Origin of the sequence: Klebsiella sp. HC6, from assembly GCF_022605325.1 — a bacterium.
GTDB lineage: Bacteria > Pseudomonadota > Gammaproteobacteria > Enterobacterales > Enterobacteriaceae > Klebsiella > Klebsiella terrigena.
The window spans coordinates 619,615-636,572 of the sequence record NZ_CP093276.1; the positions used below are offsets into that span (position 1 = coordinate 619,615).

Sequence of the window (16,958 nt, forward strand, 5' to 3'; positions counted from 1 at the left end):
GCTGGTGTTGCGCGGCGCAGGGCCATCAGGAGGCCAGCGTGAGCACCGCGCGTGCTGTTGTCTCTTCCGTTACCAGGCCATTAATCCGCTTGCCGATCAGAGCCGCGTAAATCGCCTGCGCTTTTTCCGTTCCTCCGGCAACGCCGACGATAGTTGGCAGCTGCGCCAGCTCGTCGAGGGTCACGCCGAGCAGTTCCCGGTGAATTTCCAGCCCCTCAACCCGCCTGCCGTCGGCCTGCAGGAAATAACCCAAAATGTCGCCTATCGCTCCTTTGCGGGCGTACATCAGCTGTTCGCCTTCGCTGATATAGCCGGAGCGCAGGATGGTGGCGTCGCGGCGCTGGTCGATAGCCCCGATGCCCACCACCGCCGCATCCGCCGCGGTGGCGGCGAGGATCACGTCGCGCACGCTCGACTCCCGACGCAGGATCTCGGCGACGTCGGCGGAGGAGACCCGCAGCGGCGCCGGGATAATGCTGACGCTACAGGCGGCGTCCAGCTGGCCGATGCCGGTCATGTAGGGACCCACGCCGCCGGAAAGGGTCACCAGCCGTACCTGCTGAGAGCTGATAAAGCCGCTCAGATGCTGCAGGCAGCTCATGGTCGCTTCGCCGAAACCGACCGCCAGCAGCTGCCCCGGCGCCAGCACGCCCATCAGCGACTGCGCCGCGCCGATCCCCAGGCGGGTGTTCATCGGCGGGGTGTTCAGCGCCGGAAGCACGCGCGCAATCTTGAGGTCAAAACGCCGCTGCAGCTCGGTCTCCAGCGCCAGGCACCCTTCGTAGCGGGAGTTGATCTGCACGCGGATCACCCCGGACTGGCGGCCTTTCTCCAGCAGCCGGGAGATCTTCAGCCGCGGCAGCCCCAGGCGTTCACCAATGTCGTTCTGCGTCAGGCCGTCGTGGTAGTAGCACCAGGCCACCCGCGCCACCAGCTCTTCCTCGGCTAACGCCAGCCCGGCGTAGCGGCTCTCTTCCGTAATGCGTTTTTCGCTCATAAAGTGAACTCTTATAAAAATTTAGATCATATGTTCGCTATTGCACGGTCGGAAAATGTGAGCCGGCCGGCAAAACCGATCTTTGGCTGTTCGCTGGTTTTGTCCAAACGATCTAAAGCATAAAACTGTGATCCTCGCACGGTTGTAAATATAGTTCAGGGTCTACGCTTTTGAACATTATTAAATTAAAAAATCATTTGTTCAAACCGAGGCGTGATAATGAAGCCACTGCTTGAAGCCCGCCAAATCTGCAAACAGTTCTCCGGCATTAGCGTGCTGAAGGCGATTGATTTCACGTTATTTTCCGGCCAGGTACATGCCCTGATGGGCGGCAACGGCGCCGGGAAATCGACGCTAATGAAGATTGTCGCCGGCGTAGAAACCCCCGACAGCGGCGAACTGGCCCTAGGCGGCAGCACCTTTACGCGCCTGACCCCCGCGCTGGCCCATCAGCAGGGCGTCTATCTGGTGCCGCAGGAGCCGATGCTGTTCCCTAACCTGACGGTGCGGGAAAACATTCTGTTCCGCCTGCCGAAGCGCGCCGATAGCGCCGCGCAGCTGCAGGAAAAGCTGCAGCAGCTCAGCTGCCAGCTGAATCTCGACGCGGCGGCCAGCACCCTTGAGGTGGCGGATCAGCAAATGGTCGAGATCCTGCGCGGCCTGATGCGCAAAGCGCAGATCCTGATCCTCGACGAGCCCACCGCCTCCTTAACGCCGGGCGAAACGGCGCGTCTGTTTTGCCAGATCCGCGCGCTGCAGGATCTCGGCGTCGGCATCGTCTTTATCTCGCACAAGCTGCCGGAGATCCGCCAGATCGCCAGCCACGTCTCGGTGATTCGCGACGGCGCGGTGGTGCTGAGCGGGCATACCGCCGACTACAGCGACAATCAGCTGGTGAGCGCCATGACGCCCGCCGACCGGGAGCACGCCCTTAGCGATACGCAGAAGCTATGGCTGGCGCTGCCGGGCAACCGACGTACCCAGCCGCAGGACTTCCCGGTGCTGCGGGTGGAGGATCTCACCGGCGAGGGGTTTATCGATCTTAGCCTCGAGATCTACGCCGGGGAGATCGTCGGCCTCGCCGGGCTGGTGGGGTCCGGGCGCACCGAATTTGCCGAAACCCTTTACGGCCTGCGGCCGCCGCGCGCGGGGCGGGTCTGGCTGGAGAACCGCGATATCAGCGACGCCAGCACCCGGTCGCGGCTGGCCGCCGGGCTGGTCTATCTGCCGGAAGACCGCCAGGTTTCCGGGCTGTTTCTCGACGCGCCGGTGCGCTGGAACACGGTGATGTTTAACCAGCCGTCGCTGTGGCAGCAGAATAAACGCGAGGCGGCGGTGGTGGAGCGCTATCACCGGGCGCTGGGGATCAAATTTGCCGATAGCGACCAGCCGGTGCGCACCCTCTCCGGCGGTAACCAGCAGAAGGTGCTGCTGGCGCGCTGCCTTGAGGCCAACCCGCTGCTGCTGATCGTCGACGAGCCGACGCGCGGCGTGGACGTTTCCGCCCGCGCCGATATCTACCAGCTGCTGAAAAGCGTCGCCGCGCAGAACGTGGCGGTGCTGATGATCTCCAGCGATCTGGACGAGTTCGTTGGCCTGGCCGACCGGGTGCTGGTGATGCATCAGGGCCGACAGAGCGGCGAGCTGGCGCGCCGGGCGGTGACCGTTGAACGCATGATGACGCTGGCATTTGGAGGCGCGGCATGAAAACGTTATTGAAAAATCGCGAACTGAGCGCCTTTCTCGCCATCGTGGTGCTGTTTGCCGGGCTGGTGGCGCTCAACCCGGCCTACTTCAGCCTGCAGACCCTGGGCATGATCTTCGCCAGCTCGCAGATCCTCTGCCTGCTGGCGCTCGGGGCAACCCTGGTGATGCTGACCCGCAACATCGACGTTTCCGTCGGCTCCACCGTCGGCCTGAGCGCCATCGCGGTGGGCGTGGCGCTCAACGGCGGCTATGGCCTGACGGCGGCGATTGCGTTTGCGCTGGCGATTGGCGCCCTGGCGGGGGCCTTTAACGGCCTGCTGGTGGTGGGTCTGCGTATTCCGGCGATTGTCGCCACCCTTGGCACCCTCGGGCTGTATCGCGGGGTGATGCTGCTGTGGACCGGCGGCAAATGGATCGAAGGCCTGCCGGATAGCCTCAAGTCGCTCTCGGAACCGGCGTTTATCGGCGTCTCGCCGCTGGGCTGGCTGGTGCTGGCGCTGCTGCTGGCCGGGGCCTGGATGCTGTCGCGCACCGCCGCTGGCCGCGATTTCTACGCCGTCGGCGATAATCTCACCGCCGCGCGCCAGCTGGGCGTGGCGGTCAACCGCACGCGGATGATCGCTTTCACCCTTAACGGCATGCTGGCCGCCTGCGCCGGCGTCGTTTTTGCCGCCCAGATTGGCTTTGTGCCCAACCAGACCGGCAGCGGGCTGGAGATGAAGGCCATCGCCGCCTGCGTGCTCGGCGGTATTTCCCTGCTCGGCGGCACCGGGACGCTCATCGGCGCGTTTCTCGGCGCCTTCTTCCTTACTCAGATTGATACCGTGCTGGTGCTGCTCAGGCTCCCGGCGTGGTGGAATGACTTTATTGCCGGCCTGGTGCTGCTCGGCGTGCTGGTGCTCGACGGGCGGCTGCGCCAGGCGCTGAGCCGCCACCAGCGGGCGCTGAAATATGCCCGCTTTCAGCCCGGTAATAAGGGGGGAAAGGGCGTGGCCCCGTTCACAAAGCGTAAAAACAAAGAGGTGGCGTGATGAAGCTCAGCTGGGAAAGCGCGCTGCTGGCGCTGCTGGTGGTGGAAATTCTGCTGTTCGGGGCCATTAACCCGCGGATGCTGGATATTAATATGCTGCTGTTCAGCACCAGCGATTTTATCTGTATCGGCATTGTGGCCCTGCCGCTGACGCTGGTGATCGTTAGCGGCGGGATCGATATTTCGCTTGGCTCGACCATCGGCCTGTGCGCCATCGCGCTGGGGGTAATGATGCAGGCGGGCTGGCCGCTGGGGCTGGCCATTCCGCTCACCCTGGCGCTCGGCCTGCTGTGCGGGCTGATTAACGCGGCGCTGATCCACTACACCGGCATCAGCCCGCTGGTGATCACCCTCGGCACCCTCTACCTCTACGGCGGCGGGGCGCTGCTGCTCTCCGGCATGGCGGGCGCGACCGGCTATGAAGGGATCGGCGGCTTCCCAGACGCCTTCACCGCCTTCGCCAACCTGACCCTGTTGGGCCTGCCGCTGCCGCTGGTGCTGTTTATCGTCATCACCTTCTTCTTCTGGCTGCTGGCCCACCGCGGGCGCTTTGGCCGCCACCTGTTTCTGCTCGGGCAAAACCCGCGCGCCGCGCGCTATGCCGCGCTGTCGGTGAACGGCATGCCGTACGTGCTGTATGGCCTGGTGGGCGTGGCCTCGGCCATCGCCGCGCTGGTGATGGTCTCCTATTTTGGCTCGGCGCGATCGGACCTCGGCCGCGATCTGCTGATGCCGGCGCTGACCGCCGCGGTGCTTGGCGGGGCGAATATCTACGGCGGGTCAGGTTCCATTATCGGCACGGCGCTGGCGGCGCTGCTGGTGGGATATTTACAACAAGGTTTACAGATGGTCGGCATCCCCAACCAGGTGTCGAGCGCGCTGTCAGGGGCGCTGTTGGTTGTGGTGGTGATGGGGCGCTCGCTGAGCCTGCACCATGAATGGGTGCGAATGACCTGGCGACGCCTTTCTCGCGCATAAAACACTCGGAGCATAAACATACGATGAAAACCAAACGAATCCTGCAGATGAGCGCCCTGGCGCTGGCGCTGAGCGTGGCGACCGCCCAGGCCGCAGACCGCATTGCCTTTATTCCTAAGCTCGTCGGCGTGGGCTTCTTTACCAGCGGCGGCAACGGCGCCAAAGAGGCGGGCAAGGCGCTGGGGGTCGACGTGACCTACGACGGCCCGACCGAACCGAGCGTCTCCGGCCAGGTGCAGCTGATCAACAACTTCGTCAACCAGGGCTACAACGCGATTATCGTCTCCGCCGTGTCGCCGGACGGCCTGTGTCCGGCGCTCAAGCGCGCGATGCAGCGCGGCGTGAAGGTGCTGACCTGGGACTCCGATACCAAACCCGAATGCCGCAGCATCTATATCAACCAGGGCACCCCGCAGCAGCTCGGCGGCCTGCTGGTGGATATGGCCTCGAAGCAGGTAACCAAACCGGCCGCTAAGGTGGCGTTCTTCTACTCCAGCCCGACGGTGACCGACCAGAACCAGTGGGTCAAAGAGGCCAAAGCGAAGATTGCCAAAGAGCACCCGCAGTGGGAAGTGGTGACCACCCAGTTCGGCTATAACGACGCCACCAAATCGCTGCAAACCGCCGAGGGCATCTTAAAAGCCTACCCGGATCTCGACGCCATTATCGCCCCGGACGCCAACGCGCTCCCGGCGGCGGCGCAGGCGGCGGAGAACCTCAAGCGTCAGGGGGTGGCGATTGTTGGCTTTAGCACCCCGAACGTTATGCGCCCGTACGTCGAGCGCGGCACGGTGAAGGCTTTCGGCCTGTGGGATGTGGTTCAGCAGGGGAAAATTGCGGTTAACGTCGCCGATCGTCTGCTGAAAAAAGGCGATCTTAACGTTGGCGACAGCGTGGAGGTAAAAGATATCGGAACGCTGAAGGTCGAGCCAAACAGCGTCCAGGGCTATCAGTATGAGGCGAAAGGCAACGGCATCGTGCTGCTGCCGGAGCGCGTGGTGTTCACCAAAGAGAACATCAACAACTACGACTTCTGACGGGGGATGAAATGGCAGATTTAGACGATATCAAAGAGGGGAAAAACTTTGGCCTGGACCGACCGCAGCAGAACGCGCTCTACGGGCTGAAGGGCTGCGGATCGCTGGAGTGGGGGATGCAGTCCCGGCTGGCGCGCATCTTTAACCCGCAGAGCAACCGCACGGTGATGCTGGCTTTCGACCACGGCTATTTTCAGGGGCCGACCACCGGGCTGGAGCGGATCGATCTCTCCATCGCCCCGCTGTTTGCTGAGACCGACGTGCTGATGTGTACCCGCGGGATCCTAAGAAGCACGGTACCGGCGGCCACCAATAAGCCGGTGGTGCTGCGCGCCTCCGGCGGCAACTCGATCCTCAGCGAGCTTTCCAACGAGTGCGTGGCGGTGACGATGGAAGACGCGCTGCGCCTCAACGTCTGCGCGGTCGCGGCACAGGTCTATATCGGCAGCGAATACGAGCATCAGTCGATCGGCAATATTATTAAGCTGGTGGATGCCGGGAACCGTTACGGCATGCCGGTGCTGGCGGTTACCGGGGTCGGTAAAGAGATGACCCGCGACGCGCGCTATTTCTCACTGGCCAGCCGCATCGCCGCCGAGATGGGGGCGCAGTTCGTAAAAACCTATTTCGTTGAAGAGGGCTTTGAAAAAGTGACCGCCAGCTGCCCGGTGCCGATAGTGATCGCCGGCGGCAAAAAGCTGCCGGAGCAGGAGGCGCTGGAGATGTGCTGGCGGGCGATTGACCAGGGCGCGTCCGGCGTCGATATGGGGCGCAATATTTTCCAGTCCAGCGCGCCGCGCGCGATGCTGAGGGCGGTGAAGAAAGTGGTGCACGAGAATATGAGCGCCCGCGAGGCGTATCAGTTCTGGCAGGAGGAGAAGCAGGGGGAGCTGAAATGAACGTGACGCTGGTCGAAATCAATATCAAGCCGGAGCGGGTGCACGAGTTTCTCGACGTCTTTCGCGCGAACCATGAAGGGGCCCTGCAGGAGCCGGGCAACCTGCGCTTCGACGTCCTGCAGGACCCGGAGGTCAAGACGCGGTTCTTCATCTATGAGGCCTATAAGGATGACGAAGCCGTGCTGGCGCACAAAAAAACGCCGCACTACCTGGCCTGCGTCGAGAAGCTGGATGAGATGATGTCGCAGCCGCGGCAGAAGCGCAGCTTTGTGGGCCTGCTGCCGGAATAGCATCGGAAAGCTGAACGGCAGGCGTAAAAAAGCCCGGTGAATATCGCTTCCACCGGGCTTTTTGTTGGCTATCGTCAGGCTTCTTCCACTGAAACCCGCAGCTCGGCCAGCGCGTTCCGCGCCGCTTTCAGCACCAGATCGCACTGCTCAAGGGTCAGGGTCAGCGGCGGTTCGATGCGGATCGTCCTCGCGTTGTTCAGGGTGCCGGCCACCAGCACCCGCTGGCGGAACATCAGGCTGGCAAAGTCATAGCCGATTTCGTTATCCACGAACTCAATGGCCATCAGCATCCCTTTACCACGGACTTCGTTCACCAGCTCCGGATACTCGCGAGCCAGCAGGCGGAAGCCGTCCAGCAGCAGATCGCCTTTCTGTTCGGCCTGCGCCGGCAGATTCTCCGTCAGCAGAACGTTGATCGTCGCCAGCGCCGCGGCGCAGGCCAGCGGGTTACCGCCGAAGGTGGTGGTGTGCAGGAACGGATTATCGAACAGCACCGAGAACACCTCTTCGGTGGCAACCGTCGCGCCAATCGGCATCACGCCGCCGCCGAGCGCTTTGGCAAGACACAGAATGTCCGGATGAACGTTTTCATGCTCGCAGGCAAACATTTTGCCGGTGCGGCCCATGCCGGTCTGCACTTCGTCGAAGATCAGCAGCGCGCCAAACTCGTCGCACAGCTTACGGACCGCGGGGAGATAGCCCGGCGGCGGCAGGATCACCCCACCTTCGCCCTGGATCGGCTCAAGGATCACCGCTGCGACGTCATCGCCGGTTTTTTTACACTCGCTGAGCAGCGTGCGCATGGCGTTGATGTCGCCAAACGGCACGTGACGGAATCCCGGCAGCAGCGGCATAAAAGGCTTACGGAACGTCGATTTGGCGGTAGCGGACAGCGCGCCCAGCGATTTGCCGTGGAAAGCGCCGCTGGTGGCCACAAAGGTAAATTTGCCGCGCGGAGACTGATAGGCTTTAGCGAGCTTCAGCGCCGCTTCGACCGACTCGGTGCCGCTATTGGAAAAGAAGCTGTATTTCAGCTTGCCCGGCGTCAGGGCCGCCAGCGTTTTGGCGAGCATAGCCCGCAGCGGATCGAGCAGTTCCTGACTATGAAGAGGTTGCTTAGCGAGCTGGTGCTCTACGGCGGAAACAACGACTGGATTACGGTGCCCTACATTAAAAATTCCAAAGCCACCCAGGCAATCAATAAACTCTTGTCCCTGAGTGTCGACAAGCGTATTTAAACTTCCCGCCTGCCACTCTACGGCTCCGTAATCCCCGCCAGCGGTAACAGATTTTCGATACGCTAAAAACCCCGGATTCACGTGCTCTTTAAAGTACTCTCTGACCTCCTGGTTAAGTGCTTTCATCTCCTCATGATCGAGCGTTTGCTTCTCAATGAGATTCAGTGCGTGTGCGCTGCAGGCCAGAGCCGATGCGCTGGAAGGTAACCTGTTCAAAGTGGGCTCCTGGGATGGGCGTATCACATGATACTGAATTAAGTATTGCAGGGATTACGCCACTTCGGTGCAGGAGCTGAAAATCGGGATAAACGCAGCGTGAAAGCGCAATTGCGCAATATTTAATCTTCCGGCGATATTTTTGGCATACTTTACTCCTGAGCGGGCGCGGTATGCGCTCTGCGGGCTTAGCGCCGCGTGCTTCGCCGCGGTGCGCTTTGCCCAACGATGGGGCAGAGGAGAGCCGGCTGGCGGGCAGCGACGGCTTAATCGAGCTGGGAGATCTCCATCGCCGCGCGGTCGATAACGGCAATAATCTGCTTTAGCTGCGCTTCGCTGATGGCCTGCTGATTCACTTTCAAATCCAGCACGGCTTTAAAATTTTCCAGCGCCCGTTTCATCTGCGGATTTTTGCGCAGCTCGCAGCCGACCATCCGTGCCTGAAGACGCTCCCGAATGTCTACCAGGGACTGCTGGTTTTCCACGTGCAGGCGGCGGCCGTCTTCGCTAATCGAGATTTTTTTACGCCCGTTTTCCTCCTCAACGCCGATCAGCCCCTGATCCTGCAGAAGGTCGAGCGTGGGGTAGATAACGCCGGGGCTCGGGCTGTAGTTGCCCTGGGTCAGGGTCTCTATCTCTTTGATCAGCTCGTAGCCGTGGCTGGCGCTGCGGCTGAGGATATCGAGGATAACCAGCCGCAGCTCGCCGTGGCCGAAGAAGCGCTGGCGCCGCCCGCCGCCTCTGCGCCCGCCGCGTTCAGCGTGGTGCTCGCGCGAGTCGTGGTCCTCTTCATGATGATTTCGCATTGTTATCTCCTGTTGATTTTTGATATATCTAATTTATATCTAAATGTCTTATCGTGGCAATGATAATTATTGTGTGTAATTTAATTTATTGATAATTAATGTATTTATTTCATTTTTTGGATTTTTATGTCTTTTAGTCTGACTATATCAAAAAAGATCTTGCATTCTTTTTTGATGGCAATCATTATCATTTGCATCAAGTTTAGATATATCTATTTAACTTCAAGAAGGCCGCCGATGATGACAACAATGAAAAAAACGCAGTACCCGCAGCGCGTACAAAACGAGCTCCGTTTCCGCGAGCTCACCGTTCTGCGCGTGGAGCGTGTGAGCGCTGGCTTCCAGCGCATCGTGCTGGGAGGCGACGCGCTGGATGGTTTCGTTTCGCAGGGTTTTGATGACCACACCAAGCTCTTTTTCCCGCAGGAGGGCGCGACCTTTACGCCGCCGCAGGTGACGGATGAAGGCATTAACTGGGGCGAGGGCGTGCGCCCGGCGAGCCGCGACTACACGCCGCTGTACGATGCCGAACGCCACGAGCTGGCCTATGATTTCTTTATTCATGACGGCGGTATCGCCAGCCGCTGGGCGCTGGCGGCAAGCGTCGGCGATAAGCTGGTGATTGGCGGGCCGCGCGGTTCGCTGGTGGTGCCGGAAGACTACGCCTGGCAGCTGTACGTTGGCGATGAGTCAGGGATGCCCGCGCTGCTTCGTCGCCTGCAGGCATTAAGCCAGCTGCCGGTTCAACCGCAGGTTACGGCGATCGTCACCATTGGCGATGCGTCTTATAAAGACTATCTGGCGGAGTTTGACGGCTTCAATATCGAGTGGGTGGTGGGCCATAACCCCGCCGCGGTGGCCGAACGTCTGGCGCAGGTGAGCGTCCCGGCTGAGGATTACTTTATCTGGGTGACCGGCGAAGGCGCGGTGGTGAAATCGCTGCTTGAGCGCTTTAAAGGGGAAGAGATCGACCCGCAGCTGGTGCGCTCCCAGGCCTACTGGCACAGTAAATAAGCGGATGCTATGAAGTCCCGGGCCGCGGCTCGTCCTGTCCGGGCCGTATTGCCAAAATTCCCTGCTTTCCGGACATTCCCGCAGGCATCTGCGGGAATGTCCGGCTCGTTCTATTTCTCCGCCAGGGCCTTAAACACCATCGCCACCGCGTGAGCGCCCGGGTCCATATTGCCCAGCAGGCTGTCGCTGTTGAGATACGACGCGCGCCCGGCGTTGGCTTTGCTGGCGTGGAGGGTGCTTTCTGCGCCGGCCTGAGCTGCAGCGAACGCCGCCTGCAGGTTGTCGGGCGCGGCCAGCAGCGAGGCCAGCGCCGGCTGCAGCGCGTCAATCATGGTGCGATCGCCTTCGTCCGCCCCGCCGTAAAACTTCATCTGCGCCAGGCCGGCGTTCAGCGCTTCGGCGACGCCAGCGCCCTGTTCCAGCTTCTGCCCGGCGGCGGTAAAGAAAATAGACATCAGCACGCCGCTGGAGCCGCCCATCACCACGGTCAGGCGTTCGCCGATCAGCGCAAACAGGGTGGCTAGGTCGGCGAGCGGCAGCTGCTGGCGATGCAGCAGGTCAGCAACGTCGCGCGCGCCCGCGGCGAAGGTCGAGCCGGTGTCGCCGTCGCCGACTTTGGCATCCAGCGCGTTGAGGTGGGCCTCAAGGTCGGACAGCGTTGCGGTCACCGTTCCGACGTAGCCCGCCACGAGGCTATGGTCTGAAGGCTGGAACTCCACGCGGCTGCTGCGCAGCGAGCAGGGCATAACCCCGACGGCGCGCGGCTGGACCGGCTTCTGCCAGCTGGCAGTTTCCACCTCGGACAGCAGCGCTTTCTCAATGCTCTCTTCCAGCACGATCGCGGTAATCGAGAAGCCTTTCATGTCCAGGGCGGTGACCAGCGAAGCCGGGCCAATCAGCCAGTCAATACGCTGGTGGAGCGGCGTGTTCGCCAGCTCGCGGGTGAGGATCGCCATTTCCGCGACCGACACGCCGCCGAGATTATTGAGCATCACCGCCAGACGGCCGGTTTCCGGCAGGGCCGCGGTCAGCTTCTCCACCATCAGCCGCATAATCTGCGCGCTGTTCTGGGTGGCGATAACCGAAGCGCCGGGCTCGCCGTGAATGCCCATCCCCAGCTCCGCCTGTTCGGGATGGTGGCGCGGGGCCGTCCCGGCATCCTGCGGCAGGTGGCAGCTGGAGAGCGCGAGGCCGAGGCTGCGGGTGTTGTTCGCCGCGTACTGTGCCTCGCGCAGCACGGTCGCCAGGTTGTAGCCGCGTTCGGCGAAGTAGCCCGCCACCTTATGCACCAGGATGGTCCCGGCAATGCCGCGCGGATGCTTGTTATCCGGCAGCGAAATATCGTCGCCAACGATCAGCATCTCGACGCTGTAGCCCAGGCGACGCGCTTTCTCCGCCGCGAGGCCAAAGTTCAGGCGATCGCCGGTGTAGTTCTTGACGATCAGCAGGCAGCCCGCTTCGCCGGTGACGGCCTGGATCGCCGTCAGCACCGCATCGACGCTCGGTGAGGCAAAAATATCGCCGCAGACGGCGGCGGTGAGCATGCCTTTACCAATAAAGCCCACGTGGGCCGGCTCGTGGCCGGAGCCGCCGCCGGAGATCACCGCGACGTTGCTCTTATCCAGATCGCTGCGCACGACCACGCGGATCGCCGGATCGCTCTCCAGCCGCGCCAGGTTATTCCACGGGCTGGCGATAATCGCCCCTTCAATAACGTCGCTGACGAGGCTGGTGCGCTGATTAAAAAAGAATTGAGACATAACGGTTCCTGGAGGTTGAGCGAAAACAAAGTCCCCGGAGGCGGCGCCTCCGGCGTGAGGTCAGCGGGGCTACCCGCGGATAATGCGCCTTTCGGCGACATCAAGGGTGATGGCATCGCCGCTGCGCAGCGTTTTCAGCGTCTCACCCTGCTGGCACAGGCAGGCGATCCCGGCCTGGCGCGCGATGATTGCGCCGTGGGAGACGTCGCTGCCTTCCTGCAGGCAGATCCCCTTTACCTGCCGGGGATCGAGCTGCACCACGGTTGAGGGGAAGATATCATCGGCGATGACGATCACCGGTTCATTCACCGCCAGCGGCACCTCGCTGCGGCCCTGAAGATGGCGCAGCGTGCGGTGGAGAAGATCTTCGATATCAATATAGCGCGCCTGCAGATAGGCATCGCTCAGCTGGCGATACTGCTGGCTGAGATCGACCAGCACCTGATACCACGCCCACTCGGCGCAGCACTGCTCCTTGCTCAGGATGGCGCAGGCGGCGTCATAGAGGTCCGGGTCGTCGAGCAGGGTATGGTGACCGGAGAAAATGGCCGCGATATCGGCGGAATAGCGCTCCTCCGCCAGGCGGGTCAGGGCGTTGAGATCCGCCAGCGTCTGGTCAATGGCCTGCTTCAGGCGCCGCTGCTCTTTGGCGCTATTGGCGCTGTTTCGTCGCCGCGGCTCGGCATGCGGCAGGGGATAGAGCAGCGCCTTTCCCTGGACGCGCCCGGTGGAGGGGACGGCCGCCGCCGGGGCCGCGCCCGGCTGCTCGCCAAAGTTCTCCGCCGCCAGCGCCTGGAATGCGGCCAGCGCCGCCTCGGCGTCCGGCCCGCGGGCCAGCAGCCGGAGCCTGTCGTCGCGGCGCACCTGCAGCAGCGCGATTTTATTGATGCTGTCGGGCGCCACGCACTTGCCGCCTTTCTCCAGCAGCAGATCGGCGTTGAAGCCGGCCAGCGCCGCCACCAGGCGCGAGGCCGGGCGAACGTGCAGGCCGTTGTGGTTGCTAATCACCACCGAAACCGACCGCGCGTCGTCATCTCCGGCAAAGGGGATCGCCTCAGGGGCGGCCTGAGCGGGCGACGGTAACCCCAGCTGAACGCGCTTAGCCTCCAGCGCGTTCATGGCGTCCTCGATAACCTTGTCGATCGTTGACCCGGTCGCCGCGCTGACCGTTGCCGCCAGCGTACCTTCGACCAGCGGGGCCGCGCAGAGGCGAACCTTCGCGGCGATAGCGGGATCGAGAAGATCCAGCGCCGTCTCGGCGCTCAGCAGGGCGCTGCCGATATCCATCATCACCAGCACGTGATCGGCGTCGGCAACGGATTCAATGGCCTCCATCACCTTAATGGGATCGGTGCCGATCGGGCTCTCGGGATCGTCAATCCCGGCGGCTATCGCCAGCCGGCAGCCGTCGCCGATTAACATCTGCCGGGCCAGTTCTCCGACTCCTTCGCCCAGCCGGGCGCTATGAGAAACAATCACCAGGTTTACCATCGCTTTTTCCTTACTCTTTGGCTGCCGCAGCCAGCTCCTGAATCATAAACATCACCGAGGTCGCGCCCGGATCCTGATGCCCGATACTGCGCTCGCCGAGGTAGCTGGCGCGGCCTTTGCGGGCCTGCATGGTGATGGTGGAGCGGGTGGCGATCTCCGCCTGCTTGCAGGCGGCATCCAGTGCGGCCTGCATCGACAGATGCTGTTCGCTGGAGTGGCGCAGCGATTCAACGACCGGTAGCCAGACGTCGCACATCGTTTTATCCCCCGGCTCCGCCTTGCCGCGGTTGACCACGCCGTCCGCGCCTTCGCGCATCATCTGGTACAGCTCGTCGAGGCTGAGGCTCTGGTGCGCCTGGGTTACCTGGGCCGCGCGGATAAAGAAGGTGCCGAACAGCGGGCCGCTGGCGCCGCCGACGTTGGAAAGCAGCGTCATCCCGGTATTTTTAAGGATAAAACCGATGTCCTTATCGGCAATAGAAGGCAGCTTTTCCACCACCTTGCTGAAGCCGCGATGCATGTTCAGGCCGTGGTCAGCGTCGCCGATTTCTTTATCCAGCCCGGTAAGAAAATCCCGCTCTTTGGTAAAGATCTCGCCGCAGCGATAGAGCCAGTTAACGATCTGCGTTCTGTTCAGTGACATGTTGTGCTCCTTAATGGCCCCAGTTTAGCGCCGGGGTATGGACGGGGGCATCCCACAGGGCCAGCGTCTCGTCGTCGGCTTTCAGCAGGGTGATGGAAAAGCCCACCATATCCAGAGATGTGCAGTAGCTACCGATAAGGCTGCGGGCGATAGCGATCCCGCTCTCCTCGCAGCGTTCGGCGAGGCGGTTGTAGACGCCGTACAGTTCCGATAGCGGCGTGGCGCCGAGGTTATTGACCAGCGCGATAACGCGGTCGCCGCTCTGTAGCGCTTTTTTACTCTGCTGGACGTCCTGCCAGCTGCCTTTGGCCGGGTCCCACTGGCGCAGGGTGCGGCTGTAGGTACCGTTTTCCAGCAGGGTGGCGAACATTTCGTCCACGGTCTGGTCGAGGGAGCTGAAGGCGCGGCGGTCAATCCCCGGCTCGCCGTGGATGCCGACGCCGAACTCCATTTCATTATCCTGAAGCTCAAAAGAGGGCTGCCCGGCGGCCGGAACGGTGCAGGCCGCGAGGGCGACACCGATGGAGTGGCCGAGGTTGTTGAGCCTGCGGCCCAGCTCGGCGCAGGCTTCCAGCGAATCGCCGCGCTCGGCGGCGGCGCCCACCAGCTTTTCAACCAGCACGGTGTTGGCTACGCCCCGGCGACCGGCGGTATAGAGGCTGTCCTTCACCGCCACGTCATCATCGATAACCACGGTGGTGACCTTGACGCCGCTCTCATGCAGCAGCTCGGTGGCGGTTTCGAAATTCAAAATATCGCCGGTATAGTTTTTGATAATCAGCAGCACGCCTTCGCCGCCGTCGATATTCATCGCGCACTCAAACATTTTATCCGGCGTCGGCGAGGTGAAGATCTCCCCGGGACAGGCGCCGGAGAGCATGCCCTGGCCAATGTAGCCGCAGTGCATTGGCTCATGTCCGCTGCCGCCGCCGGAGAGCAGCGCCACCTTGCCGGCAACCGGCGCATCGGCGCGGGTGACGTACACCGGGTCCTGATGCAGCGTTAATTCGGGATGGGCCTTCGCCAGGCCCGCCAGCTGTTCGCTCAGGACATCTTCGACACGGTTAATCAGTTTTTTCATCTTTATGCTCCGTCGCAGTGGTTCGATGCCGCCTCTCTGCTGGCGGAGGCGGTCATCGTGTAGGGGTTCGCCAGCCGATAGGCGCTGTCCGGCGATGTAGTGATTCTGGCTGAGTTAGCGAAAAATAAAATCTGCCCGAAGAGGGTTTCATTCCGGAACGTGATTGCTGATAAATGTTCCGTAATGAAACGTTTATTGTGAAGAAAAAAGCAAAATGCGACCCAGAGCGGTTTTTTTCATACCGCCGCGAGGCGGATAAGCGGCGATGGCGAAGCGGGTTTTTAGTTTTTTTTCGCGGCCAGGGGCCGATTTCCCGGTGCGCTATGCTGCCTGCTGCGCAAATTTTCTCTGAACGGGCGGATCGGGATCGCAATCCCGGCGTTTCACCGTGATTAATGTTTCAATATGAAACGCAAAAATATTTTTGCTGTTCCATATCAGAACAAAAAGGCGAAATATTTTTTTGTTCTCCGCTCGCCCTACAGTGATTGCATCGCTCCGGCAGCACTCCCGTTTCCCTCATTAGTAGAAGGCTGAACGCAGCGGCGCCAGAGCTCATAGAGCTCATCATGTAAAAAAATGCACTTATTTGAGGATGAAAGGAATGCTAAAAGTTATTCAATCTCCAGCCAAATATCTCCAGGGACCTGATGCATCCACGCTGTTTGGCGAGTACGCCAAAAACCTGGCGGACAGCTTTTTCGTGATTGCCGACGACTTCGTCATGAAGCTGGCGGGAGACAAGGTGCTGAACGGCCTGCACAGCCACAACATCAGCTGCCATGCCGAGCGCTTTAACGGTGAATGCAGCCATGCGGAAATCAACCGCCTGATCGCGATTCTGCAGCAGCACGGCTGCCGCGGCGTGGTGGGGATTGGCGGCGGCAAGACCCTTGATACGGCGAAAGCCATCGGTTTTTACCAGAAGCTGCCGGTGGTGGTTATCCCCACCATCGCCTCGACCGATGCGCCAACCAGCGCGCTGTCGGTTATCTACAGCGAAGCGGGCGAGTTTGAAGAGTATCTGATCTACCCGAAAAACCCGGATATGGTGGTAATGGATACGGCGATTATCGCCAAAGCGCCGGTGCGCCTGCTGGTGGCCGGGATGGGCGACGCGCTCTCCACCTGGTTTGAAGCGAAGGCCTGTTTTGATGCCAGGGCAACCAGCATGGCGGGCGGGCAGTCCACGGCGGCGGCCTTGAGCCTGGCGCGCCTGTGCTATGATACGCTGCTGGCCGAGGGTGAAAAGGCGCGTCTTGCCGCCCAGGCGGGGGTGGTGACCGATGCCCTGGAACGCATCGTGGAAGCCAATACCTACCTCAGCGGTATCGGCTTTGAAAGCAGCGGCCTCGCCGGGGCGCACGCGATCCACAACGGCTTTACCATTCTGGAAGAGTGCCACCATCTGTACCACGGCGAAAAAGTGGCGTTTGGTACCCTGACCCAGCTGGTGCTGCAAAACAGCCCGCTGGAAGAGATTGAAACGGTGCTGAACTTCTGCCAGAAAGTGGGCCTGCCGGTGACCCTTGCGCAAATGGGCGTCAAGGAGGGCATTGAAGGGAAAATTGCGGCCGTGGCGCAGGCGACCTGCGCGCCGGGCGAAACCATCCACAATATGCCGTTCCCGGTTACCGCCAGCAGCGTCTACGCCGCGATTCTGACCGCCGACCTGCTGGGGCAGCAGTGGCTGGCGCGGTGATAGCGTGCCGGTAAGTCTCTTCTCTGGAGAGTAAAGAGACCTCTTCTCCCCTTCGGCAGCTTCTGCCGG

General features: G+C 61.6%; 14 protein-coding genes and 1 pseudogene. 8 read left to right on the plus strand and 7 right to left on the minus strand.

Annotated features, from left to right (window positions below):
• Positions 1-25: 25 nt before the first annotated feature.
• Entirely contained in the window at positions 26-997 is a 972-nt protein-coding gene (gene lsrR, locus MMW58_RS03015) for a transcriptional regulator LsrR (RefSeq protein ID WP_045856735.1), read from the minus strand.
• A 219-nt stretch (positions 998-1,216) separates the two neighbouring features.
• Here lsrR and lsrA point away from each other — a divergent pair, with 219 nt between their 5' ends.
• The 6 genes and pseudogenes from lsrA to lsrG all read left to right on the plus strand — a co-directional run bounded on the left by lsrA (position 1,217) and on the right by lsrG (position 6,938).
• A complete protein-coding gene (gene lsrA, locus MMW58_RS03020; RefSeq protein WP_241722727.1) occupies positions 1,217-2,704 on the plus strand; it encodes an autoinducer 2 ABC transporter ATP-binding protein LsrA in 1,488 nt (495 codons plus the stop codon).
• A complete protein-coding gene (gene lsrC / locus MMW58_RS03025; RefSeq protein WP_133600873.1) occupies positions 2,701-3,735 on the plus strand; it encodes an autoinducer 2 ABC transporter permease LsrC in 1,035 nt (344 codons plus the stop codon). The genes lsrA and lsrC overlap by 4 nt, the downstream gene beginning before the upstream one ends.
• A pseudogene (gene lsrD, locus MMW58_RS03030) lies at positions 3,735-4,728 on the plus strand (autoinducer 2 ABC transporter permease LsrD). Before lsrC ends, lsrD begins: the two are co-directional and overlap by 1 nt.
• A gap of 7 nt (positions 4,729-4,735) precedes the next feature.
• On the plus strand, positions 4,736-5,749 hold the full coding sequence (lsrB, locus tag MMW58_RS03035; RefSeq protein ID WP_241722728.1) for an autoinducer 2 ABC transporter substrate-binding protein LsrB: 1,014 nt from the start codon (positions 4,736-4,738) through the stop codon (positions 5,747-5,749).
• Positions 5,750-5,760: 11 nt separating this feature from the next.
• The gene (gene lsrF, locus MMW58_RS03040) at positions 5,761-6,648 is read left to right on the plus strand and encodes a 3-hydroxy-5-phosphonooxypentane-2,4-dione thiolase (RefSeq protein ID WP_133600876.1); all 888 of its coding nucleotides are present in this window, start codon (positions 5,761-5,763) and stop codon (positions 6,646-6,648) included.
• Positions 6,645-6,938, plus strand: coding sequence for a (4S)-4-hydroxy-5-phosphonooxypentane-2,3-dione isomerase (gene lsrG / locus MMW58_RS03045; protein ID WP_241722729.1), 294 nt, complete (start codon positions 6,645-6,647; stop codon positions 6,936-6,938). Before lsrF ends, lsrG begins: the two co-directional genes overlap by 4 nt.
• Before the next feature lie 74 nt (positions 6,939-7,012).
• On the opposite strand, the gene ygjG is transcribed toward lsrG, so the two are convergent.
• Positions 7,013-8,392, minus strand: coding sequence for a putrescine aminotransferase (gene ygjG, locus MMW58_RS03050; RefSeq protein ID WP_241722730.1), 1,380 nt, complete (start codon positions 8,390-8,392; stop codon positions 7,013-7,015).
• A 266-nt stretch (positions 8,393-8,658) separates the two neighbouring features.
• Positions 8,659-9,198 (minus strand): PadR family transcriptional regulator, encoded by a 540-nt coding sequence (locus MMW58_RS03055; protein ID WP_133600878.1) that lies wholly within the window; start codon positions 9,196-9,198, stop codon positions 8,659-8,661.
• A 237-nt stretch (positions 9,199-9,435) separates the two neighbouring features.
• On the opposite strand from MMW58_RS03055, the gene MMW58_RS03060 reads away from it, so the two are divergent.
• Positions 9,436-10,212 carry a siderophore-interacting protein gene (locus MMW58_RS03060; protein ID WP_241722731.1) on the plus strand — a complete coding sequence of 259 codons (777 nt, stop codon included), beginning with the start codon at positions 9,436-9,438 and terminating at the stop codon, positions 10,210-10,212.
• A gap of 110 nt (positions 10,213-10,322) precedes the next feature.
• On the opposite strand, the gene MMW58_RS03065 is transcribed toward MMW58_RS03060, so the two are convergent.
• The 4 genes from MMW58_RS03065 to dhaK form a co-directional block, all read right to left on the minus strand.
• Complete coding sequence (locus MMW58_RS03065) at positions 10,323-11,972, minus strand: glycerone kinase (protein ID WP_241722732.1); 1,650 nt, start codon at positions 11,970-11,972, stop codon at positions 10,323-10,325.
• Positions 11,973-12,041: 69 nt separating this feature from the next.
• On the minus strand, positions 12,042-13,463 hold the full coding sequence (dhaM, locus tag MMW58_RS03070) for a dihydroxyacetone kinase phosphoryl donor subunit DhaM (RefSeq protein ID WP_241722733.1): 1,422 nt from the start codon (positions 13,461-13,463) through the stop codon (positions 12,042-12,044).
• A 10-nt stretch (positions 13,464-13,473) separates the two neighbouring features.
• Positions 13,474-14,106 (minus strand): dihydroxyacetone kinase subunit DhaL, encoded by a 633-nt coding sequence (gene dhaL / locus MMW58_RS03075; protein WP_241722734.1) that lies wholly within the window; start codon positions 14,104-14,106, stop codon positions 13,474-13,476.
• 10 nt (positions 14,107-14,116) lie between these two features.
• Positions 14,117-15,187, minus strand: a complete 1,071-nt coding sequence (gene dhaK / locus MMW58_RS03080) for a dihydroxyacetone kinase subunit DhaK (protein WP_241722735.1) — start codon at positions 15,185-15,187, stop codon at positions 14,117-14,119.
• A gap of 604 nt (positions 15,188-15,791) precedes the next feature.
• Between dhaK and MMW58_RS03085 the strand changes: the two genes are divergently transcribed.
• Positions 15,792-16,889, plus strand: a complete 1,098-nt coding sequence (locus tag MMW58_RS03085; RefSeq protein ID WP_095099669.1) for a glycerol dehydrogenase — start codon at positions 15,792-15,794, stop codon at positions 16,887-16,889.
• Positions 16,890-16,958: the final 69 nt, after the last annotated feature.

Bases quoted from the DNA above. Each gene is read 5' to 3' on its own strand.
- lsrF (WP_133600876.1), top strand. From the start codon at position 5,761: ATGGCAGATTTAGACGATATCAAAGAGGGGAAAAACTTTGGCCTGGAC.
- lsrG (WP_241722729.1), top strand. From the start codon at position 6,645: ATGAACGTGACGCTGGTCGAAATCAATATCAAGCCGGAGCGGGTGCAC.
- MMW58_RS03065 (WP_241722732.1), bottom strand. From the start codon at position 11,972: ATGTCTCAATTCTTTTTTAATCAGCGCACCAGCCTCGTCAGCGACGTT.
- lsrC (WP_133600873.1), top strand. From the start codon at position 2,701: ATGAAAACGTTATTGAAAAATCGCGAACTGAGCGCCTTTCTCGCCATC.
- lsrA (WP_241722727.1), top strand. From the start codon at position 1,217: ATGAAGCCACTGCTTGAAGCCCGCCAAATCTGCAAACAGTTCTCCGGC.
- MMW58_RS03085 (WP_095099669.1), top strand. From the start codon at position 15,792: ATGCTAAAAGTTATTCAATCTCCAGCCAAATATCTCCAGGGACCTGAT.
- MMW58_RS03060 (WP_241722731.1), top strand. From the start codon at position 9,436: ATGATGACAACAATGAAAAAAACGCAGTACCCGCAGCGCGTACAAAAC.
- dhaM (WP_241722733.1), bottom strand. From the start codon at position 13,463: ATGGTAAACCTGGTGATTGTTTCTCATAGCGCCCGGCTGGGCGAAGGA.
- lsrR (WP_045856735.1), bottom strand. From the start codon at position 997: ATGAGCGAAAAACGCATTACGGAAGAGAGCCGCTACGCCGGGCTGGCG.
- lsrB (WP_241722728.1), top strand. From the start codon at position 4,736: ATGAAAACCAAACGAATCCTGCAGATGAGCGCCCTGGCGCTGGCGCTG.
- dhaK (WP_241722735.1), bottom strand. From the start codon at position 15,187: ATGAAAAAACTGATTAACCGTGTCGAAGATGTCCTGAGCGAACAGCTG.
- MMW58_RS03055 (WP_133600878.1), bottom strand. From the start codon at position 9,198: ATGCGAAATCATCATGAAGAGGACCACGACTCGCGCGAGCACCACGCT.
- dhaL (WP_241722734.1), bottom strand. From the start codon at position 14,106: ATGTCACTGAACAGAACGCAGATCGTTAACTGGCTCTATCGCTGCGGC.